A 21594-nucleotide genomic window follows, 5' to 3' on the forward strand; every position below is an offset into this window, starting at 1 on the left:
GAGGGCATACGTTGCGACATCGGAATCAGGCGGATTCTTTACGCGAGCAATTGGCGGACACGTTGCCGTCTCGAGCTGAGAGGCAAGAGGGCGAACGGAAGAGGAAGTTAAATGATAACTGGATGAAGCGCCCGTTGGCGATGACATTAACCTTCGCCATGCTAGCGATTATTCTCATTTTCATATATATCGGGCGACACGCCATATTTTAAACGAGGTGCGAACAGAGTTCGCATCTTTTTTTATTCTTAAAAAATTCTCGATTGCACAATAAAAGGGGTAAACCTCTTGCGTTGAGGATATACTTATATCATAAGAACGAGTAAGAGAGGAGGGCGGAGATGCCGAAATACTCCATCAAGACCGTGGCGACCTTGACAGGCGTCAATCCGACGACCATTCGCGCTTGGGAACGTCGCTATCAGTTTATCGTGCCGAGCCGAACGGAATCCGGTCACCGCCTGTATTCAGATCAGGATGTTGAAAAAATCAAATGGGTCGTGAACAAGCAGAAAGAAGGGCTTTCTGTCTCACAAGCCATTCAACAACTTCATCAAGCGCCTGAACCAGAACCGACAACGGCCAAACTATACGATGAAGAATTGAAAGACGGGCTGCTCCATGCGTTGCTCTCATTTGATGAACGGACAGCTCATGATTTGATCAATCGTGCGTTTAATACGTTCAGTTTTGAAAAAGTGACGAAGGATGTGATTGGGCCACTGCTCATGGAAATCGGTTCACGATGGGAGAATGGCTCGATTACGATTGCCCACGAGCATTTCGCCACGGCATTTTTACGAGCACGGCTTTCGACGCTGTCCCTTCAAATGCCGATGAACCCGTTCCTGCCACGTATCACGTGTGTCTGTGCACCCGGGGAGATGCATGAGATCGGATTATTGTTTGTCACGCTCTATTTGCGACAACATGGATACGATGTCATCTTTTTGGGAGCGGGTTTCCCGAAAGAAGATTTGAGTAAAGCGTTACATGATATCGACACTTCTTGTCTCATCTTCGCATGTACGCTGACTGAGCATATTCCGAACTTGTTAGAGGCGATGGATTATATTCAAAACGAGCATGCTGAATTAAAAATCGGTGCAGGTGGATATGCAGTCAGCTTGGAGAGAGAGCGATTCAATGGGTCATTTCTTGGCGACGCTCCTGAAGAGTGGACAAAATGGTTATCAACTATTTGACACGGGATGAAAACGGGAGTAGCTTATTATTAGGATTGACTATTCACTGGAGGTTTTCGATTGAGATTTGAAAAACAAACAAAAGAACATCTTCGTGTATATGTGACTGCGAATGAGCTATCGTTACGTGGAATCGCCATCGATACGATCGTAGGGGAAAACGGTCAACAACTGTGGAAAGAACTACTTGAAACAGCAGAAAGTGAGTACGGATTTTCACCGCAAGGAGCGGTTGATTTGAATGTGACAATGTTCCCTCGCGATGGACTCGTCATCGATGTTCAAAAAGGTGAAGCGATTGCTGAGCTCGATGTCGAGCAGGTCGAGATTCGATTAACGATTGATGTAATCCATCATTTGATTTATCAGTTCGAGGACATTGAAGATGTGATCAACGCTTCGATTCGTCTTTTCCCGCATATACATGAAACCGAGCAGGGTGGCACGCTTTATCATTACAACGGTCATTACTACCTTCACTTCGTTGAGGTTCTTCCTTCGCAGGTAGAAGAACGACTCGCGGCCATTTTGTCCGAGTACGGCAAGACGACTACGGTCAGTCCGTACGTCATGATGGAATACGGAAAGACGATTCAAACTGAACAAGCCGTGAAAGAGCTGTACGATGCATTCGCATGAGTACGGCTTTTTTACTTTTCTGTTCCTATTGTTTTTAGGGTGTCCGTGTTATGATTAGACTTGAATTTTCAGTAGCTAGTTGAAGGAGAGATTGGAATGAAAGTCGCTGTTTTATATGGTGGAGTGTCAGGAGAACGAGAGGTATCTCTCACGAGCGGGCAAGGGATGATAGAAGCGTTGACGGAACGTGGTCATGAGGTCACGGCCATTGACTTTCATCCGAAACGGGCGAACGAGCTGTTAACATTGGATGTCGATGTCGTCGTCAGTGCGTTGCACGGGAAGTATGGTGAAGATGGTCGTGTGCAATCGTTATTAGAAATGGCTGGAATTCCTTATACGGGATCAGGTGTCTTGGCATCTGCTCTGGCGATGGATAAAGCGAGAGCAAAAATCATCTTCGCGGCATCCGGTATCCGAGTCGCTCGTGACGTCTTAATCGAGTCACGGGAATCAATCGATGCAAAAGTCGCTGAGTGGGGAATGGAGTTCCCATGTGTCGTCAAACCAGCGCAAGAAGGATCATCGAATGGTCTGACGATTGCAATGGACGAAACGATGTTACGTGAAGGAATTGAAAAGGCGTTTGCTTGTGATTCAGCGGTACTTGTCGAGCAGTACATCAAAGGGAAAGAGCTGACAGTTCCCGTCATCGGGAACTTTGGGAAAGAAGAGGCTCTTCCTGTCATTGAAATCATTCCAAAAAATGAATTTTACGACTATGAATCGAAGTATACGGAAGGTGGTTCGATTCATGTCTGTCCGGCTGAAATCTCGGTCGAGCTGACAGCGGAGGTTCAACAGGCGGCAGTCCTTGCGCATCGCGCGCTCGGTTGTTCAGGATATTCGCGCTCTGACTTCCTCGTTTCAGAAGAGGGAAAAGCCTACATTCTAGAGACGAATACTCTGCCGGGCATGACGCCGCTTAGCCTGTTTCCGGATAGTGCCAAGACAGTCGGAATCTCGTACGGCGAGCTTTTGGAACGCTTTATCGAGCTCGCACTTGAGCGCGTAGCGAAGTAAGACATCTGGATTACGCCATCCATCAAGAAAACGCTTTCATTATTTTTGAAAAGCCCTTTCAAATTGAACGCGTATCAGCTATACTTTTAAACGAATACGAGGTTAATTCTTGGGGGAGAATTGACAATTTAGGGGAGGAAACCTTCATGATTACGGATCAAGAAAAAGGTCATCAAAAACGAAAAAACATCTTGGAATCGACACAAGAGGTAATTCACGAAGCTTTAGATAAACTCGGCTATCCAGATGAGATGTACGAGTTATTAAAAGAACCGCTTCGCATGCTGACCGTTCGGATCCCTGTTCGCATGGACGATGGTTCAACGAAGATCTTCACAGGCTATCGCGCTCAACATAATGATGCGGTCGGACCGACTAAAGGGGGAATTCGGTTCCACCCGAGCGTAACGGAGGTAGAAGTCAAAGCATTATCAGTATGGATGAGTCTAAAAGCAGGAATCGTAGACTTGCCTTACGGTGGTGGGAAAGGCGGAATCGTCTGTGACCCACGCGAGATGAGTTTCCGTGAAATCGAACGTTTGAGTCGCGGATATGTCCGTGCCATCAGTCAAATTGTTGGACCTACAAAAGATATCCCGGCTCCGGACGTGTTCACAAACTCACAAATCATGGCATGGATGATGGATGAATACAGTCGCATCGATGAATTCAACTCACCTGGATTCATCACAGGAAAACCGCTCGTTCTTGGCGGGTCGCATGGTCGTGAGACAGCGACGGCAAAAGGTGTGGCCATCATGATTCGTGAAGCGGCACTTCGTCGCGGAATCGAATTGAAAGGTGCGCGGGTCGTCGTCCAAGGATTCGGGAACGCGGGAAGTTTCCTTTCTAAATTCATGTACGATGCAGGGGCGAAAGTGATTGCGGTCAGTGACGCTTACGGAGCTATCCATGATGAGAATGGTCTCGATATCCCGTATTTGTTAGATCGTCGCGATTCATTCGGTACGATTTCGACATTATTTAAAAACACGATCTCGAACAAAGAAATGTTAGAGCTCGATTGTGATATTTTAGTCCCAGCTGCGATTGAGAATCAAATTACAGAAGACAATGCGGACGCGATTAAAGCATCGATTGTGGTCGAGGCAGCCAACGGTCCGACGACGAACGAAGCAACGAAAATCTTGACTGAACGTGGAATTCTCCTCGTGCCGGACGTGTTGGCGTCAAGTGGTGGGGTCACGGTTTCGTACTTCGAATGGGTACAAAACAACCAAGGTTACTATTGGACGGAAGAAGAAGTTGAGGAAAAACTTGAAAAAGTACTCGTTCACTCGTTCAATACGGTATACAATACATCTTCAGCCCGTAAAGTCGATATGCGTCTCGCCGCCTACATGGTCGGTGTACGCAAAATGGCGGAAGCCTCACGTTTCCGTGGCTGGGTCTAATCAAAAAAAGTTCGGTCAACTCAAGTTGACCGAACTTTTTTATACGTTAATGCGGTTCGCAATCGTATCGGCAATCGCCTTGCCGTGGAATCTACCGTTCTCAATGAAGATCTTGTTCGCATCGTTTCCGGCTGCGACCACGCCCGCAATGAAGAGGTGTTCGACATTTGTTTCAAACGTTTCTTCATCGTATGTCGGGACACCACTCTCTTCATCGATCACAATGCCTGCACTCTCGAACAGATGGTGGTCGGGCTGATAACCGGTCATCGCGAAGACATGATCTGCATAGACATGCTTCTCTTCACCGTGTTGCCGGTAGTAGACGCCATCATCGGTGATGCGTTCGATTGTCGCCTCAAACTCCATTCGAACTTTCTCATGACGGACGAGTGAATCGAAGTTTGGAAGAACCCATGGTTTGACGGAAGGGCTATACGAATCGCCTCGATAGAGTACCGTCACAAAGGCACCAGCCTTTTCGAGTTCGATTGCCGCATCGACAGCGGAATTTTTCCCGCCGATGATCGTGACGTGTTGTCGATAATAAGGATGTGCCTCGTTGAAATAGTGATGGACGTGCGGCAACGTTTCGCCAGGTACGTCAAGCAGACGAGGACGTCCATAATAGCCTGTTGCTAAAATCACATAGTCCGCTTCGCGAATGGTTTCGCCACGTCGTTCATGTCTTGATGTCACAACGAATCGGTCACTTTTTTTATCGACCGACTCGACCGTTTCGAACGGGTGGACGTTTAAACCGGTACGTGTGACGACTTCTCGATAATAGACGAGTGCATCTTGACGACGTGGCTTCAAATCCTTACATATGAACGGAATGTCTCCGATCTCGAGCAAGCTCGCGGAAGAGAAGAACGTTTGATGCGTCGGATACCGATAGATGGCGTCGACGATATTTCCGCGCTCAATCACCGTACAAGAGACTCCGATCTTCTCCAGTTCGATGGCGGCCGAGAGACCGCATGGCCCGGCACCTACAATAATCGCTTGTTTGTTCACTGAATATCACCTCTTTGCTCATTGTAGGGAAGGGGGCGCAGTTGCGCAAGGTTATTGCTGGAAGCTAAAGCTATGTTCCATGACTGACTGGGATGAGCCGGACTCGAGTTCGACGAGGAGTCGTAAACGAGCTTTTTGTGAATTCAATCCGTTTGAAAAAATGACACCCATCTCTTTCAGTTGTTTGCCACCCCCGTCGTAACCGTAAACATCTTGAACGATTCCGTTGAAGCAACGGCTGACAATCACGACGGGAATCTCTTTGACTAAATGTTCTAGTGCGGACAAGAGGGTCGGTGGAACGTTTCCTTGCCCTAACACTTCAAGGACGAGTCCGTCGTACCCAAGCGTGATTACAGATTCAAGTAAATCTGGTTCCATTCCTGCGACGACTTTCAACACGGCTACACGTTTTGAGATGGACGGAATCATTTTCGGTTGTCTCGTTGCTGGTTGACTATAGATGAGTACATGGTCCTTTGTGACCATACCCACGTTACCGAAGTGCACAGACTTGAATGTGTCGACTGAAGACGTGTGCGTTTTGGTCACGTTAAATGCCGAATGAATCTCACCGTTGAAAACGACAAGCACGCCTTTTCCACGAGCCGCTTCGCTTTTTGCGACGCGAAGCGCTGTGATCAAATTAAATTCTCCGTCCGAACCGACCTCGTTCGAGGACCGCATCGCTCCTGTCAACACGATTGGGACAGGCGCACCGAGCGTGATTTGTAAGAAGTAAGCCGTCTCTTCTAATGTATCGGTACCGTGCGTGATGACGACTCCGTCATACGTGTCTTGTGTCAGTTCACGTTGGATGAACTGTGCCAATTCAAGCATCTTCTCTGGAGTCATGTGAGGTGACGGGATATTTGAAAAGTGCTTTGTTGTAATGTGAGCAATATCCGTCGCTTTCGGAAGGGTGGCGTCGATTGGATTGACATCGCTCGGTTCGACGTGTCCTGTGCCGGATTGTGACATGGCGATAGTACCGCCGGTGTGGATCAGTAATAAATGATTCATAAGTGTCCTCCTAATTATTTTTATGAAGATTTCCATTTTCTAGGCGTTCTCTACTTTTTCTTTCAGACAATTCAGTGTATGCTAGGGAGAGAAAGGAGAGATGCATCATGATCGCAATCGCCTTGTCTGCGGTTGCACCTGGGCTCGCCCTTCTTTCCTACTTCTATCTACGCCATGAGTTGGAGGCAGAACCGCTCGGATATGTGATTCGTTCTTTCGTGGCCGGAGCCGTTCTCGTGTTCCCGATCATGTTTATCCAATATGCGTTCGTTGAAGAGGGAGTGCTTACTGGACCGTTTTGGCAGGCGTATGTCGCCACTGCCCTGCTTGAAGAGTTTTTTAAATGGTTTATGATTTATTATACAATATATATACATAAAGTCTTTGATGATTACTACGACGGGATTCTCTATGCGGTCGCCTGCTCATTAGGCTTTGCGACTTTAGAGAATTTTTTATACTTATGGGTGTACGATTCATTAGAAATTGCGATTTGGCGAGCAATCCTGCCTGTGAGCGGGCACGCTTTGTTCGCGGTCGTGATGGGGTACTGCTTAGGACGAGCGAAGCATTCGATTCGAGAACGGCTCTGGCTGTTCATGGCAATCTTTTCTGCGACGGTCATCCACGGAACGTTTGATTTGATTTTGATACTCGAACCGAATCAAAAGCTTCCTGCCGTGCTTTATATCGTCATTTTATGGACCGTGGCACTTTTACTCGTGCGAGCGGCAAACTTGTCCAATCGTCGACAATTTAAATAAAGGGGAAGAATCAGTATGTTAAAAGAAGGTCAAGAACTGAGAATCGAAGTGGAAGGGCGTGCAGAGGGGAAAACGAAAATTGCAGCCATAACCGATCAAGTCGTATGGATTGAGTCGCCGAGTGACATGATGACGCTCAAAACATTTTTTTTACATGAAGAGGAGGCCATGCGGGTCTTTTTCTTCCAAGGAGACAATCAGCTGTTCGCATTCGACACGAAAGTCGTGAAGCGAATCAGCGATGCCCAAATGACATTACGCTATGCGTTCAATTTGCCAGATGAGAAAAAAATCAAACGGATTCAGCGTCGTGAATATTTACGTGTTCCAGAAATGATTGACGTGACCGTTCTTGCAACCGATGAGGAAAGTTTCGAATCGTTCGAAACAACATCTCTTGACATATCTGCTGGGGGGATGAAAATCATCGCCAACCGCGCTCCAATCGAAGTAGATGAGTCCCTGATTGTCGTGTTTCGAATTGAGGATGAGCATGGCTCGCCCCAGAACTTCCGTCTTAAGAGCCGTCTTGTGCGCATACATAAACAGGAAGTGAAAGAAGAACTGTCTCTGGCATTTGAAGATTTGACCCCTCGTGACCAAGAGACGATTTTACGATACTGCTTCCGTGTTCAGCTTGAAGCGCGAAAGCGGACAGGGTCTGTATTTTCTTCAAGATAAAAAACTGTTATGATGTTCTCGGGATTATTGACCGAGAGGAGGAGGGTATCGGGAACACTCGATACCCGTTTTGTATGAAAAAATCATTACAAATTGCTTTAGACGGACCGGCGGGTGCTGGGAAAAGTACGATTGCCAAGTCGCTTGCGAAACAATTAGGGTATGTGTACATCGATACAGGTGCAATCTATCGGGCGGTAACGTATCGCGCCTTGAACGAAGGGATTGCGCTCGAAGATGGACCAGCACTTGCTCAGATGATCGAGGACATGTCATTACGACTCGTCCCATCGGAAGAGGGACAACGCGTATTTGACGGTGAGGAAGAAGTGACGTCTGTCATTCGCTCGAGTGAAGTGACGAATAACGTCAGTTTCGTCGCACGTCAACCTGAAGTGCGTGATGCCTTGATGGATCTTCAACGTGATTTGGCTAAAGAAGGCGGTGTCGTCATGGACGGCCGCGATATCGGAACACATGTCTTGCCGAATGCCGATTTAAAAGTGTTTATGACCGCTTCGGTCGAAGAACGTGCCCGTCGTCGCCATGAAGAAAATATCTCGAAAGGCATCCCGAGCGACTATGAACAACTGATCGAAGAGATTGCGCTTCGTGACAAACGCGATTCTGAGCGTGAAGTGGCACCTCTCCGTCAAGCTGAAGATGCCCATTTCCTCGATACGACGACGTTGTCCATTGACGGAGTGGTTCAAGCAATTGAACGATTAATTGAAGAGGTGAAAGCATGAGCAAGCCATTAAACAATGGACCGTTCGGCATGTATCGATTGGCGAGAGGCGTCGTGAACGTCATTCAACGCTTCTCGTTTCAGGTCGAATTCATCGGTCGGGAGAATGTTCCGATGGACGGGTCGATCCTTGTCTGTTCGAACCATCAGTCAAATTGGGACCCGGTGCTTCTCGCATGTGCGATTCCAAAGCAGCGTCCGCTCCGATTTTTTGCGAAGAAAGAACTTTTTAGTGTCCCGGTACTGAAGCATATTTTGAAGCGTGCAGGTCAGATTCCAGTATCTCGTGGGGAAGGTGACCGACAAGCGCTTCGTGTCGTGCTTCAAAAGTTGAAAGAGGATGAAGTCATCTCTATCTTTCCGGAAGGAACGCGTTCAAAAGACGGTACGCTTGGAAAGGCGCAAGCCGGTGTCGGTTTTTTTGCGATGCGTTCGGATGCACATATTTTACCGATTGCCATCATTGGCAAGTATAAGTTTCGCGCAAAACTCCGTGTCGTTATCGGGAAGCCGATCGACTTGTCAGAATTGAAAGCACGTAAGGCGAGTGCGCAAGAAGCGGCCGACTTGATCATGGATACGATTTCCGAACTCTACTTGAAGCACTCGTTCACGAAGTAAAAAACGGATTGTGGAATTGAGGTTTAAACTTCTTTCAATAGAGGTACAATCTTCATAACGCCTTGACAAATTCTCGGAATTATAAGAGATTTATACTAGGTGTAAGCGCCTTTGGCGCTCCTTTTTGTACTCATCGTGAGGGGGTAGTGTTGGAATGGTCGAAGAAATGAAAGATATGCCTGATTTTGAAATTAATCGTGGTCAAATTGTGACCGGAACAGTCGTCAAAATCGAGGATAAGCAAGCGCTGATCGATATCGGTTATAAAACCGAAGCGATTTTGCCAATTAGCGAAGTATCAAGCATGCATCTAGACGATTTAAACGAATCACTCCGAGTGAACGACGAGATTCGTGTCAAAGTGAAAAAGGTCACGGACGAAGAAGTAGTCGTTTCGAAAAAAGACGTCGATGCCGAAGCAGCATGGGATCGCATCGTTGAAAAATTCGAATCAGGTGAAGTGTTTGAAGTGATGGTGAAAGATAAGGTCAAAGGTGGTCTTGTCGTCGATATTGGAATCCGTGGATTTATCCCTGCATCCCTTGTCGAAAGTCACTTCGTCGAAGACTTCTCGTCATACTTGAATAACCCAATTACCGTAAAAGTCGTCGAGATTGACCGCGAAAAAAATCGCGTCATCTTGTCACATAAAGCAGTTGTCGAAGAAGAGATGAGCGCGAAGAAATCAGAAACGCTCGAATCGCTTGAAGTCGGACAAGTAATCGAAGGAACAGTCCAACGATTAACTGATTTTGGGGCGTTCGTCGATATCGGTGGCGTGGACGGTCTCGTTCACATCTCGGAAATGGCACATAGCCGCGTCGAGAAGCCGAGCGACGTCGTAACTGAAGGCGACCGCGTGAAAGTGAAAGTGCTCGGGCTCGACTTAGATAATGAAAAAGTGAAACTTTCCATTAAAGAGACACAACCTGGTCCGTGGGAAACCATCGAAGGGAAGATCCAGCCGGGAGATGTCATCGAAGGAACTGTCAAACGTCTCGTGACGTTCGGTGCGTTCGTCGAAGTCGCACCACAAGTGGAAGGTCTGCTTCACATCTCGCAAATTGCGAACCGTCACATCGCGACGCCGTCTGAAGTCTTGTCAGAAGGCCAAGAAGTGAAGGTGAAGGTGCTAGATGTTCATCTCGATGATAAGAAAATCTCATTGTCGATGCGTGCGCTCGAATCATCTGAACCGACTCGTCAAGATGATGATCAAGCGTTACTTGATGAATATAGCGACCAAGGAGGATTCTCTGTCTCGGAATTGACAGGTGATGATTCTTCGGACGACTCTAAATAAGATGATCGTTCAAGCGGGAGTCATGCTCCCGCTTCTTTTTGTATGGTCACTTAATTTTGCCTGTGATATGATAGGTAAGTTGCGTTTCGAAATGATGAAATGATGAAATTTTGATAGAAAGTTAGTGAGGTGTTGTTATGGGAATTCCAGTAGTGGCCATCGTTGGCCGTCCGAATATCGGAAAATCCACAATTTTTAACCGTATCATCGGTGATCGTGTCTCGATCGTCGACGATAAACCGGGTGTCACACGTGACCGTATTTACGGAACAGGAGAGTGGCTCAACCGTAAGTTCCATTTAATCGATACAGGTGGGATCGAAGTAGGGGACGAGCCGTTGCTCGTTCAAATGCGTCATCAGGCGGAACTCGCCATCGATGAAGCAGACGTCATCATCTTCATGGTGAATGGACGTGAAGGGATCACGGCGGCTGATGAAGAGGTTGCGAACTTGTTGTTCCGTTCGAATAAACCGATCGTTCTTGCCGTCAACAAAGTCGATAACTTTGAAATGCGAGATCTCATGTATGAGTTTTATTCCCTCGGATTCGGAGATCCGTTCCCGATTTCGGGTACGCACGGGTTAGGACTCGGTGACTTGTTAGACCAAGTATTTGAACTCGCTCCAGAAAAAGACGAGTACGAATACAACGAAGACGTGATTCAGTTCTCATTGATCGGTCGCCCGAACGTAGGGAAATCAAGCTTGACGAACTCAATCCTCGGTGAAGAGCGTGTCATCGTTTCAAACATTGCAGGTACGACTCGCGATGCGATTGATACACCGTTCACACGTGACGGACAAGAGTACGTCATCATCGATACGGCAGGTATGCGTAAACGCGGAAAAGTATATGAATCGACAGAGCGTTATAGTGTCATGCGCGCACAAAAGGCGATTGAACGCTCGAACGTGGTTCTCGTCGTCCTCGACGGGGAAGAAGGAATCATCGAGCAGGACAAGCGTGTCGCAGGTCTCGCGCATGAAGCCGGGAAGGCGATTGTCATCGTCGTCAATAAATGGGATGCCGTCGAAAAAGATGATAAGACGATGAAGAAGATGGAAGAGAAGATTCGTCAAGAATTCTTATTCCTCGACTATGCGCCGGTTGTCTTCTTATCAGCGCTCACGTCAAAACGCTTGCAGACATTGTTGCCTGTCATCAAACAAGTGGCAGAAACACATCGCCGTCGTATCTCGACGAGCGTATTGAACGATGTCATCGTCGATGCAGTCGCGATGAACCCGACACCGACGGATAAAGGACAACGATTGAAGATCAACTACGCAACTCAAGTGGCCATCGAGCCGCCGACGTTCGTCTTGTTTGTCAACGATCCTGAGTTGTTGCATTTTTCGTATAAACGTTATTTAGAGAATCAAATCCGTAAAGCATTTGACTTCACCGGGACACCGATTCACATCGTGGCTCGTCAGAAAAACTAATAACGGGGGTGCCACTTATGGCAAACGTAGCTGTCATCGGAGCGGGGAGCTGGGGAACGGCCATCTCGCTCGTGTTAGCGGATAATGGCCATGATGTCCTGCTCTATGGACGTGAACAAGAACATGTGGATGAAATCAATTCGTCACATACGAACTCGTTTTATTTGAAAGACGCGCCATTACCTGAATCAATTCGTGCGACGACGAACTTGAAAGAAGCGTTAGACGGTCGAAGTATCGTCTTTCTCGTCGTCCCGAGTTCGGCGATTCGTCCTGTCTCAAAGGAATTGAACACATTGTTGACGGAACCTGTCACCATCGTTCATGCCGCGAAGGGGATCGAACCAAAAACGCATAAGCGCCTTTCAGAAATCATCGCCGAAGAAATCGATCCTTCTAAGCGTCGGGCAATCGGTGTATTAACTGGACCGACTCATGCTGAAGAGGTTGCGGTCCGTAAACCGACGACCATCACAATCGCATGTGCCGACCTTGATGTCGCGGATGAAGTGCAGGAGCTCCTCACAAACGATCAGTTCCGCGTGTACTTGAATTCTGATGTCGTAGGAGCCGAGTACGGTGGAGCACTGAAAAATATCATCGCCCTAGCGGCGGGTATGACGGATGGGCTTGGTTATGGGGACAACGCGAAAGCTGCCCTCATGACTCGTGGGATTGTCGAAATTGCTCGACTTGGCGTGAAGCTTGGAGCGAACCCGGCCTCGTTCTCAGGATTGACAGGGATCGGAGACTTGATTGTGACGGCGACGTCACAACATAGCCGTAACTGGCGAGCTGGTAACGCCATCGGTCGTGGTGAAAAATTAGAAGACGTTCTCGGGAACATGGGAATGGTCGTCGAAGGCGTCCGTGCCTGTGAAGCAGCCCATTCCCTCGCCAAAGAAGCGGGTGTGGAGATGCCGATCACAGAGGCTCTCTATAACGTGTTGTTTGAAGGGAAGAGTCCTCATGATGAAGTGAAAAAATTGATGAGACGCCCGCAAAAACACGAGATGGAACAAGTTTTTCATTTTGAAGAATAGACAGATTGAGAGAGGAGCTGACGTTTTCGTTCAGTTCCTCGCTTTTTTTTGCTAAACTTGAAGTCTGGAGAACATAGAGAAAGTAGGGGGATAGACGTGACACCGTCACTCATCAAAATGTGGATATCATTCGCAGGGATCGGGGCTTTCGCCATCGCTGCATTAATGGTCGCACTCAGTCATACGAAACTGAGCGGTTGGTTCGCCACGCTCGTCAGACTGATTGCTTTCATCATTTTCTTATTTGGGACTGTAATCATGATTTTTGTCGTCGTCTCAGGACCGACTGGAGGATAAACGTGATGAAAAAAAAGATTGTCGCTATCAGTTTGGTTTTGACGACACTGTTAGCAGGGTGTATGTTTCCTGAATCAGAGCGGGCCAACAATATCCCGTACGAAGATCAATTGAATACGGTACAAAGTGCGGTCGATGCCTATCGTGAGCAATCTGGGGTATTACCAATCAAAACGAAACCAGCAGAAACGCCTCTCATGGAGCGTTACCCAGTTGAATTCGCTCGTCTCGTACCTGGCTATTTAGCGGACCCACCGGCGAATAGTTTCGAAGGTGGCGGGTTGTTCCAATATATCCTCGTCGATGTCGAGACGGAACCGACCGTGAAGCTGATCGACTTGCGTGTGTCTGAGCGGTTGCAACAACTTCAAACGAACATCAACGCATTTCGGGCAAAAGAAGGCAAGTTCCCATTTGACGGATCATTAGGTAAGAATCAGTTCACGCTCGATTATGATAAAATCTTTGTCACAGAAGAGCCGTCCATTCCAAGTCCTTATTCGGATCGTGAACTTCCGATCTATGTGGATGGCACGGGACAACTGTTTGTAGACTATCGCGAAGATGTGAAGGAAGCGCTTCAAAAGACGGATGAGTCACCGGAAATTGGCGAAGATATTCGTTATTTGCTCTATAAAGATGCTCCATTCGCCCCAGCTTATTCGCAAGGATACACAATTGATGAACAAGGAGAAGTCGTTTTTTTAAACAACTGAACCTGTTTTGATAGTGAATGTCGCGAAATCATGCAAAAAATGTTGTCATATCAACGTTTGTACGATATGATTAATCCCGTAAACTCCCTGTGAGAGGAGGTGAATCGTGATGAACAAAACTGAATTGATCCAAGCTGTTACTGAGAAAGCCGATGTTTCTAAAAAAGAAGCAACGAAAATCGTAGAAGCTACGTTTGAATCAATCACTGAAGCACTCCAAAACGGTGAGAAAATTCAATTGATCGGTTTTGGTACTTTTGAAGTTCGTGAGCGTGCTGCCCGTAAAGGTCGTAACCCACGTACAAAAGAAGATATCGAAATTCCAGCGAGCAAAGTTCCTGCATTCAAAGCAGGTAAAGCGCTCAAAGATGCGGTCAAGTAATCTGCAATACATAAGTCGCCGAAAGGCGGCTTTTTTTGTTGGGTTTACGAGTTCGAATGACGTGAATGTGACAAAAATGTGCTATACTATGTCAGAATGACAATGAAGTGGACGAGGGGGGATAGCATGGAACAGTTGACAAATGAATTCGTTGTCACAGACCTTGCTCGTCAAATCGAAACACGTATGAATCATCCCTATTTGACGAAACACGAGGTTGTACCAGCCGTCGACATGTTATTGCTTCGTTGGATGGTCGAGATGATTGATTTGGAATCGATTGAGCATCGACAACTCGTGATGGCAACCTATTTCGCACATCAAGCGCTTGATTTACACGACCAAGTAAACAGTAGCCCGAACGGGTCTTTGGCACGCCAATTAAAAGTGCTCGCCGGGGACTTTGCATCGGCTCAGTTTTATAAAATCTTGACGGACTTTCCATCATCATACAGTGATCGATTCGGTCAGTCTGTACAGCGGGTCAATGCGGCGAAGTGCACCTTATTGCTTGAGAAGAACGTTTCAATGAACGTTTGGCTCGAAGCGAACATCGGATTGATTCAAACACTTTCCGAACTGATTGAACAACCTTATTTGACAACGAGCGGGAAACGAATGATTGAAATGAAAGCGACAGCGCTTAGACAAGACCAAAAGGAGCAACTTACGACGTTGCTCGCGCATGCGGTCGCTTAGAACGGAAAGGATGTTACGCGTTGCAACCGATAGAAAAAGAGCAAAAAGTATACGAAGTATTTCAGTCCATTTCTCCGAGCTACGATACGATGAACTCGATTATCAGCTTCCGACTTCATAAATGGTGGCGACGGACAACGATGAAAAAAATGAACGTCTTTCCGGGGGCTAAATGTTTAGACGTTTGTTGCGGGACTGCTGACTGGACGATTCAATTAGCGGATGCTGCCGGAAACACGGGAGTTGTGAAAGGACTCGATTTTTCAGAGAACATGCTAAAAGTGGGAGAGGAAAAGGTCAAATCTTGGCCGAACATCGAATTGCTTCATGGAAATGCGATGGCTCTTCCGTTTGGTGACAACTCCTTTGACTATGTCACAATCGGATTTGGACTCCGAAACGTTCCGGACTATATGACGGTCTTGCGTGAAATGCACCGTGTCTTGAAACCAGGTGGAACGGTTGTTTGTCTCGAGACGAGCCAACCGACAGCACCGCTTTTTAAAGAGTTGTACCGTTTTTACTTTGGAACGGTCATGCCGCTTTTTGGAAAGGTCTTTGCCGGTTCATACGATCAGTATAAGTGGTTGCAGGAGTCAACCGATCAGTTCCCAGATCGTTTGACTCTCAAGCGGATGTTCGAAGATGCCGGGTTTGAACAAGTCGAAGTGAAGACATTCTCCGGAGGTGCATGTGCCATGCATCTAGGAAAGAAGTGGTGAACCATGTCTTTGAAGCGACTTTATCGTCATATGAACCGAGAGATTGATCAAATCGATCAATTCTTATCTACTCGAGTCAGGACGGACCACCCTGTCATTGAATCGGCATCGCGCCAATTACTCGATGCCGGTGGCAAGCGCATCCGACCCGCCTTCGTCTTACTGAGCGCCGGGTTTGGTGAGACGAAAGATATCCGTTTGACGAAAGTTGCCTCAAGTCTTGAGTTGATTCATATGGCATCACTCGTCCATGACGATGTCATCGATGACGCGATGCTCCGTCGTGGCAAACCAACCGTGATGGAACGATATGATGAAACAGTAGCGATGTATACAGGGAATACGTTATTCGGAGAAGCGATTCGTCTCGTATCCGAAATTGATTCACCAGAAGTGATGCGCATCATGGCAGATACGATGGAACGAATCTGTGTCGGTGAAATCAATCAAATCCAAGATCAATTTGAGTGGGGGCAATCACCGAAGCGCTATTTAGATCGGATTGCGCGAAAGACCGCTCTGTTGATTGAAACGAGTTGTGCGGCAGGAGCTGTCATCTCTGGAGCGTCTCCACAAATCGTGAGGCAATTAAGTCTGTTTGGATATGACATCGGTATGGCTTTTCAAATGACGGATGACTTGCTTGATTTTACCGCTAAGAGTTTTCAGCTCGGTAAGCCGGTCGGGGAAGATTTGAAGCACGGTCATAAAACGTTACCGCTCCTATATTCATCTGAGGATTCCGACTTTTATGAACGTCTCCGTCAAGTGAACGCCTCGACGGATACGGAAGTGACGAAATCTCTCGTCCGGGAAGTGCAACGAAACGGAACGTTAGAACGCAGTCAACGGACGATTGATCGCTACGTCAACCGTGCCATCCGCCGACTAGACGGGTTGCCGGATGTTCCAGACAAGCGGTCGTTAATTGAAATTGCGCAATATATTGGGAAACGCAAATGGTAAATGCCCCATGTAACCCCTTTCAAAAATGTGTTGGACCGTGTACACTAAATACGTACAACGTACACATTTATAGACTTAGGGGGATTTGGGGAATGGAAAAGACATTTTTAATGGTTAAACCTGATGGGGTAAAACGTGGATTGATTGGGGAAATCATCTCACGCTTCGAAAACAAAGGATATACGTTGAACCGTCTCGAAATGGTGACACCGTCAGTTGAGGTCGCAGAGGCACACTACGCAGAGCATAAAGAAAAGCCGTTCTTTGGTGAATTGGTCGAGTTTTTGACTTCTGGTCCTGTCGTTGCGATGGAATGGGAAGGGGAAGACATCGTGGCCGTCTCTCGTTTAATGATCGGGAAGACGAAACCGGTGGATGCTCAACCAGGAACCATTCGCGGTGATTTTGCATCGACGATGTCACAAAATGTGATTCATGGTTCTGATAGTGTGGATAGCGCGGAACGTGAACTCTCACTTTGGTTCGCTGAAGTGGTTTCACACGTTTCATGACTTTTCGAGGGACGGGGAAACCTGTCCCTTTTTGATTCCCTTTGAATCGCCTGAGGTCACAAGAATGCGGAAATGAGAAAGAATTGAGGTTGAAATTGGTGATGAATGATTATGCCATCTTTGTAAAAAAGTTTTATATCAAGTCGGGTATTGACTTGAACTTATATAAAGAGGCGCAGATGAAGCGCCGTATGGTCGCACTACGCGAAAAGAAGGGGTATGCATCGTTTTTAGAGTATTTGAAGGCGATGGATACAGATCGTCAACTTTATGAAGAGTTTCTCGACCGGATGACAATCAATGTGAGTGAATTTTATCGCAACCCGATTCGTTGGCAACAGCTTGAAGAGGATATCCTCCCGCATCTGATTCGCTCGAGTCAAGGGAAGCTTCGCGTATGGAGTGCTGCCTGTTCAACCGGAGAAGAGCCATACTCACTTGCCATGTTGTTGTCGAAACATCTTGCCCCATCTCAATTTTCAATTATGGCTACGGACTTAGATGATGTCGTCATCGAAAAAGCGAAGCAAGGAAAGTACCATGAACGGGCGCTCATCGATTTGCCTGAGGAGTTTCAGAAGCGCTACTTTACCCGTCGTGGCGACGACTATTATATTTCAGATGAAATCAAGCAGCTGGTGACGTTTAAAAAGCATAACTTGTTAGCGGATGTGTACGAACGCAATTTTGATTTGATCGTCTGTCGAAATGTCTTGATTTACTTCACTGAAGAGGCGAAAGAGAAGGTATATACGTCGTTCCAACGGGCGTTACGTCCAGGTGGGATGCTATTTGTCGGTGGGACGGAACAAATTTTCCAACCGAAACGTTACGGCTATGCAATGAAGCAAAGTTTCTTTTATGAAAAAATGGATGGATGAGGTGAACGGATGCGTTATTTGACAGCTGGTGAATCACATGGTCCCGGTCTGACGGTCATCATTGAAGGGGCCCCGGCCGGACTCTCTATAGATATTTCTCAAATCAATGCAGAGTTAAAAAAACGTCAATCGGGTTACGGTAGAGGGCGCCGCATGCAAATCGAGTCCGACCAGGTAGAAGTTCGCTCGGGCATACGGCATGGCGTGACCACAGGTGCACCCATCACATTTTGGATTGAGAATAAAGACCATACGCATTGGAAACACGTCATGCAGGCTGAACCGATTGAGAGCGATATCGAAGTGAAACGCCGCGTCTCTCGACCGAGACCTGGACATGCTGACCTGGTCGGTGGGATGAAATACGACCATCGAGACTTACGTGACGTATTGGAGCGCTCAAGCGCACGAGAAACAGCGGCTCGTGTAGCGGTCGGGGCTTTCTGTAAGCAACTCCTTCAACAAATCGGGGTATCCCTCTTTAGTTATGTCAAAGTGATTGGTGGGGAACGGGCGGAGTCGTGCACATTTGATTCGCTTCAAGAAGCACAAGCGGTCGTTGATGCCTCACCGGTACGTACGTTAGATGAAGAGGCCGCGTTGCGGATGATGCGTCGAATCGATGAGGCCAAGGCAAATGGAGACTCGATTGGTGGAATCGTGTGTACAGAAGTACATGGTGTTGTACCGGGACTTGGCTCGTATGTGCAGTACGACCGTAAACTGGATGCGAAAATCGCACAAGCGGTCATGAGTGTCAACGCATTTAAAGGTGTTGAATTCGGTGAAGGGTTTGAAATGGCGTATCGTCCGGGTTCTGAAGTGATGGACCCGATCGCATACGGGGATGATGGGTATACGCGACTCAGTAACCATCTCGGTGGATTTGAGGGGGGCATGACTACGGGGATGCCAATCCTTTGTTCAGCCGTCATGAAACCCATTCCTACGCTCTATAAACCCTTACAATCGGTCGATATCGATACGAAAGAGGCGTTTTTAGCTCAAATCGAGCGGAGTGACTCGTGCGCTGTGCCTGCCGCTTCCCTCGTCGTTGAGGCAGTCATCGCATTTGAAGTCGCGAAGGAAGTTTGTGAGACGTTCGGGCACGACACGATGGAACGAATCAAACATCGGGTCGATGAGTATCGGGAGGAGTTGCGAGTATGGTAACGATTTCAATCTCAGCATCGACCCCATACGAAGTCGTCTTGGACAAACAGGATCGTTGGATCGATTCAGTTGATTGGTCCAGTTATTCGATGCTATGGGTCGTTACGGATAAACATGTCGAGTCTCTTTACGGAGAGTCGTTCCGTTCTACGTTGAATCTGACCCATTCCCACGTCGTTTCGTCCGTCGTCGAAGCAGGTGATGCGTCGAAATCGCTATCTCAGCTCGAGCAGCTTGTCGCAGAAGGGTTGCGCCACGGATGTGACCGCCAAACACTGATTGTCGCCTTTGGCGGTGGAATGATCGGCGACTTGGCTGGTTTTCTAGCAAGTGTCTACATGCGAGGCGTTCCATACATACAAGTGCCAACGACGATTTTGGCTCACGATTCGGCTGTCGGAGGCAAAGTGGCAGTCAATCACCCCTTTGCGAAAAATGCAATCGGTTCATTCTATCAACCGTCAGGCGTCTATTACAACGTCAGTCGACTGAATACCTTGCCCGTCCAGGAAGTGCGAAGCGGTCTCGGTGAGTTATTGAAACATGCGTACTTATCACGTTACGTCCTCGAATCTTCTTTCGAGGACGACTTGTTTTTAGACTTGAACGAGAACGAACCGTTGGATTGGGTGTCGTGGCTTGCCCGTGGGATTCGAGTGAAACAAACCATTGTCGAGACGGACGAGCGAGAACAAGGCATTCGTGCTTGGCTTAACTTCGGGCATACGTTCGGTCATGCCCTTGAATCGGTGGAAGCCTATCGTATCCCACATGGGGAAGCGGTTTTACATGGGATGGTGTTCGCTTTCCTCGTGTCAGGAGATGAAGTTCGAGCGAAGCGATTGTTCAATTGGATGCGTTCGAACGACGTCACGCCAATCGATTGGCAACCATTCGACCACTACGTGGAAAAAATGATGCTGGATAAAAAGAACCGACATGGTGTAATTCGTTTTGTGTTACTTCGTGAAACGATCACTGTGGAGTCGGTACAGCTCGAACATCTTCGACATACGTTTGAACAGATGAAAGGATGGTGGGAACGATGAGTTTAAACGGTTCTATCCGTGTACCGAGTGATAAATCCATCACACATCGGGCACTGTTATTCGGGATGATGGCGAACGGGACGACGCACGTGCGGAATCCACTCCTAGGTGCCGATTGTCGTTCGACGCTCGAGGTGATTCGATCACTTGGAGCCGACGTGACAGAACTGCAAGACGAACTAGTCATTAAGGGGACTGCGTCTCCGCGCTCGGCACGTCTAGACTGTGGGAATTCAGGTACGACGATGCGCCTACTGATCGGTCTCTTGTCCAGCTATAATGGGTCGTTTGAACTCGTAGGCGATGAATCGTTATCCCGGCGTCCGATGCGACGCGTTACTGAGCCTTTACGAAACATGGGCGCACACGTGACAGGGGATATGGCACCCCTCGTCATCGAAGGAACGACGCTTCGATCCATTGACTATACGTTACCGGTCGCAAGCGCCCAAGTGAAGTCGGCCGTCCTGCTCGCGGGCTTACATGCCTCGGGTACAACGATTGTTCGAGAACCGATGTTGTCACGTGACCATACCGAGCGCATGTTGCCCCTATTCGGTGCGAAGCTATCGATTGTAAACGAGGAAGGGTTACGCGTCATCCGTGTCGAACCTTCGTCATTGACAGGATGTACGGTCGACGTACCGGCAGACCCGTCATCGGCTGCGTTTTTCTGGGCAGGGGCGGCCATGGTGGCAGACAGTTCAGTTATGACGAAGGACGTCTGTTTGAATGAGACACGGATTGGATTTTTACGTACGCTCGAACGGATGGGTGCGAATGTCGTCATTTCGAACGAACGATTGGTCGGTGAAGAACGAGTCGGAGACGTCACGGTCACGACGAGTGAGCTAACCGGCACAGTCGTCGAAAAGGATTTCATTCCTTCACAGATTGATGAATTACCACTGTTCGCACTCGTCGCCTCTCAAGCGAATTCACCGTCCATCGTGAAAGACGCAGCGGAACTGCGCGTGAAAGAAACTGACCGGATTGACGTGGTCGTCTCGGAACTACGGAAGTTAGGTGTGGACATCGTCGGCACTGAGGACGGATTCATCGTCAATCCGAGTCGCCTTCATGGAGGAGATGTCTCGACTTACGGAGACCATCGCTTGTCCATGATGTTACAGATTGCGTCACTCATGACCGATGAAGCCGTTCACATCGAGGGGATCGAGGCATCCGATGTCAGTTATCCTCGATTCCGTGAAGATTTACAACGGGTTCAACGTAAGATAGAATAACGACAAACCGAAGCCCA

25 protein-coding genes are annotated in these 21594 nt (G+C 47.8%); 23 read left to right on the forward strand and 2 right to left on the reverse strand.

Going from position 1 to position 21594, the window contains the following annotated elements; all coding sequences use genetic code 11:
• Nucleotides 1–11 precede the first annotated feature (11 nt).
• From KNO78_RS02825 to KNO78_RS02845, 5 genes are all read left to right on the forward strand, one after another.
• Nucleotides 12–212, forward strand: coding sequence for a hypothetical protein (locus KNO78_RS02825; RefSeq protein WP_015881449.1), 201 nt, complete (start codon nucleotides 12–14; stop codon nucleotides 210–212).
• A 129-nt stretch (nucleotides 213–341) separates the two neighbouring features.
• Entirely contained in the window at nucleotides 342–1205 is an 864-nt protein-coding gene (locus KNO78_RS02830; protein ID WP_214691039.1) for a MerR family transcriptional regulator, read from the forward strand.
• Nucleotides 1206–1265: 60 nt separating this feature from the next.
• Nucleotides 1266–1844: an adaptor protein MecA gene (locus KNO78_RS02835; RefSeq protein WP_074037201.1), complete on the forward strand. Its 579-nt coding sequence runs from the start codon at nucleotides 1266–1268 to the stop codon at nucleotides 1842–1844.
• Nucleotides 1845–1940: 96 nt separating this feature from the next.
• Nucleotides 1941–2867 (forward strand): D-alanine--D-alanine ligase, encoded by a 927-nt coding sequence (locus KNO78_RS02840; RefSeq protein ID WP_214691038.1) that lies wholly within the window; start codon nucleotides 1941–1943, stop codon nucleotides 2865–2867.
• 146 nt (nucleotides 2868–3013) lie between these two features.
• Complete coding sequence (locus KNO78_RS02845; RefSeq protein ID WP_015881453.1) at nucleotides 3014–4282, forward strand: Glu/Leu/Phe/Val family dehydrogenase; 1269 nt, start codon at nucleotides 3014–3016, stop codon at nucleotides 4280–4282.
• A gap of 39 nt (nucleotides 4283–4321) precedes the next feature.
• Here KNO78_RS02845 and KNO78_RS02850 read toward each other — a convergent pair whose 3' ends face one another.
• Together KNO78_RS02850 and KNO78_RS02855 are read right to left on the reverse strand one after the other, a co-directional pair.
• Complete coding sequence (locus KNO78_RS02850; protein ID WP_159562120.1) at nucleotides 4322–5302, reverse strand: YpdA family putative bacillithiol disulfide reductase; 981 nt, start codon at nucleotides 5300–5302, stop codon at nucleotides 4322–4324.
• 51 nt (nucleotides 5303–5353) lie between these two features.
• Nucleotides 5354–6325, reverse strand: coding sequence for an asparaginase (locus tag KNO78_RS02855; protein ID WP_159562121.1), 972 nt, complete (start codon nucleotides 6323–6325; stop codon nucleotides 5354–5356).
• A gap of 107 nt (nucleotides 6326–6432) precedes the next feature.
• Between KNO78_RS02855 and prsW the strand changes: the two genes are divergently transcribed.
• The 18 genes from prsW (at nucleotide 6433) to aroA (ending at nucleotide 21577) form a co-directional block, all read left to right on the forward strand.
• The gene (gene prsW / locus KNO78_RS02860; protein ID WP_074037196.1) at nucleotides 6433–7089 is read left to right on the forward strand and encodes a glutamic-type intramembrane protease PrsW; all 657 of its coding nucleotides are present in this window, start codon (nucleotides 6433–6435) and stop codon (nucleotides 7087–7089) included.
• 15 nt (nucleotides 7090–7104) lie between these two features.
• Nucleotides 7105–7770, forward strand: coding sequence for a flagellar brake protein (locus KNO78_RS02865; protein WP_074037195.1), 666 nt, complete (start codon nucleotides 7105–7107; stop codon nucleotides 7768–7770).
• 74 nt (nucleotides 7771–7844) lie between these two features.
• A complete protein-coding gene (gene cmk / locus KNO78_RS02870) occupies nucleotides 7845–8519 on the forward strand; it encodes a (d)CMP kinase (protein ID WP_074037194.1) in 675 nt (224 codons plus the stop codon).
• Entirely contained in the window at nucleotides 8516–9139 is a 624-nt protein-coding gene (locus tag KNO78_RS02875; RefSeq protein WP_159562123.1) for a lysophospholipid acyltransferase family protein, read from the forward strand. The genes cmk and KNO78_RS02875 overlap by 4 nt, the downstream gene beginning before the upstream one ends.
• A gap of 154 nt (nucleotides 9140–9293) precedes the next feature.
• Nucleotides 9294–10442 carry a 30S ribosomal protein S1 gene (rpsA, locus tag KNO78_RS02880; RefSeq protein WP_214691037.1) on the forward strand — a complete coding sequence of 383 codons (1149 nt, stop codon included), beginning with the start codon at nucleotides 9294–9296 and terminating at the stop codon, nucleotides 10440–10442.
• A gap of 137 nt (nucleotides 10443–10579) precedes the next feature.
• On the forward strand, nucleotides 10580–11890 hold the full coding sequence (der, locus tag KNO78_RS02885; protein WP_015881461.1) for a ribosome biogenesis GTPase Der: 1311 nt from the start codon (nucleotides 10580–10582) through the stop codon (nucleotides 11888–11890).
• A 17-nt stretch (nucleotides 11891–11907) separates the two neighbouring features.
• Nucleotides 11908–12933, forward strand: a complete 1026-nt coding sequence (locus KNO78_RS02890) for an NAD(P)H-dependent glycerol-3-phosphate dehydrogenase (RefSeq protein ID WP_196430566.1) — start codon at nucleotides 11908–11910, stop codon at nucleotides 12931–12933.
• Between the two features lie 96 nt (nucleotides 12934–13029).
• Nucleotides 13030–13230, forward strand: coding sequence for a DUF2768 domain-containing protein (locus tag KNO78_RS02895; RefSeq protein ID WP_015881463.1), 201 nt, complete (start codon nucleotides 13030–13032; stop codon nucleotides 13228–13230).
• A gap of 5 nt (nucleotides 13231–13235) precedes the next feature.
• Entirely contained in the window at nucleotides 13236–13946 is a 711-nt protein-coding gene (locus KNO78_RS02900) for a hypothetical protein (protein WP_214691036.1), read from the forward strand.
• Between the two features lie 109 nt (nucleotides 13947–14055).
• Nucleotides 14056–14328, forward strand: a complete 273-nt coding sequence (locus KNO78_RS02905; protein ID WP_015881465.1) for an HU family DNA-binding protein — start codon at nucleotides 14056–14058, stop codon at nucleotides 14326–14328.
• 126 nt (nucleotides 14329–14454) lie between these two features.
• On the forward strand, nucleotides 14455–15027 hold the full coding sequence (locus tag KNO78_RS02910) for a heptaprenyl diphosphate synthase component 1 (protein ID WP_214691035.1): 573 nt from the start codon (nucleotides 14455–14457) through the stop codon (nucleotides 15025–15027).
• 20 nt (nucleotides 15028–15047) lie between these two features.
• Nucleotides 15048–15749 carry a demethylmenaquinone methyltransferase gene (locus tag KNO78_RS02915; RefSeq protein WP_015881467.1) on the forward strand — a complete coding sequence of 234 codons (702 nt, stop codon included), beginning with the start codon at nucleotides 15048–15050 and terminating at the stop codon, nucleotides 15747–15749.
• Between the two features lie 3 nt (nucleotides 15750–15752).
• The gene (locus tag KNO78_RS02920; RefSeq protein ID WP_074037186.1) at nucleotides 15753–16715 is read left to right on the forward strand and encodes a polyprenyl synthetase family protein; all 963 of its coding nucleotides are present in this window, start codon (nucleotides 15753–15755) and stop codon (nucleotides 16713–16715) included.
• 92 nt (nucleotides 16716–16807) lie between these two features.
• Entirely contained in the window at nucleotides 16808–17227 is a 420-nt protein-coding gene (gene ndk, locus KNO78_RS02925; protein WP_214691034.1) for a nucleoside-diphosphate kinase, read from the forward strand.
• 101 nt (nucleotides 17228–17328) lie between these two features.
• Entirely contained in the window at nucleotides 17329–18108 is a 780-nt protein-coding gene (locus tag KNO78_RS02930) for a CheR family methyltransferase (RefSeq protein WP_159562127.1), read from the forward strand.
• Nucleotides 18109–18117: 9 nt separating this feature from the next.
• Nucleotides 18118–19281: a chorismate synthase gene (gene aroC / locus KNO78_RS02935; protein WP_074037184.1), complete on the forward strand. Its 1164-nt coding sequence runs from the start codon at nucleotides 18118–18120 to the stop codon at nucleotides 19279–19281.
• On the forward strand, nucleotides 19275–20330 hold the full coding sequence (locus tag KNO78_RS02940) for a 3-dehydroquinate synthase (RefSeq protein ID WP_214691033.1): 1056 nt from the start codon (nucleotides 19275–19277) through the stop codon (nucleotides 20328–20330). Before aroC ends, KNO78_RS02940 begins: the two co-directional genes overlap by 7 nt.
• Nucleotides 20327–21577 (forward strand): 3-phosphoshikimate 1-carboxyvinyltransferase, encoded by a 1251-nt coding sequence (gene aroA / locus KNO78_RS02945; protein ID WP_214691032.1) that lies wholly within the window; start codon nucleotides 20327–20329, stop codon nucleotides 21575–21577. The genes KNO78_RS02940 and aroA overlap by 4 nt, the downstream gene beginning before the upstream one ends.
• Nucleotides 21578–21594: the final 17 nt, after the last annotated feature.

The sequence above is a fragment of the Exiguobacterium sp. s132 genome, from assembly GCF_018617235.1.
Taxonomy (GTDB): Bacteria; Bacillota; Bacilli; order Exiguobacteriales; family Exiguobacteriaceae; genus Exiguobacterium; species Exiguobacterium profundum.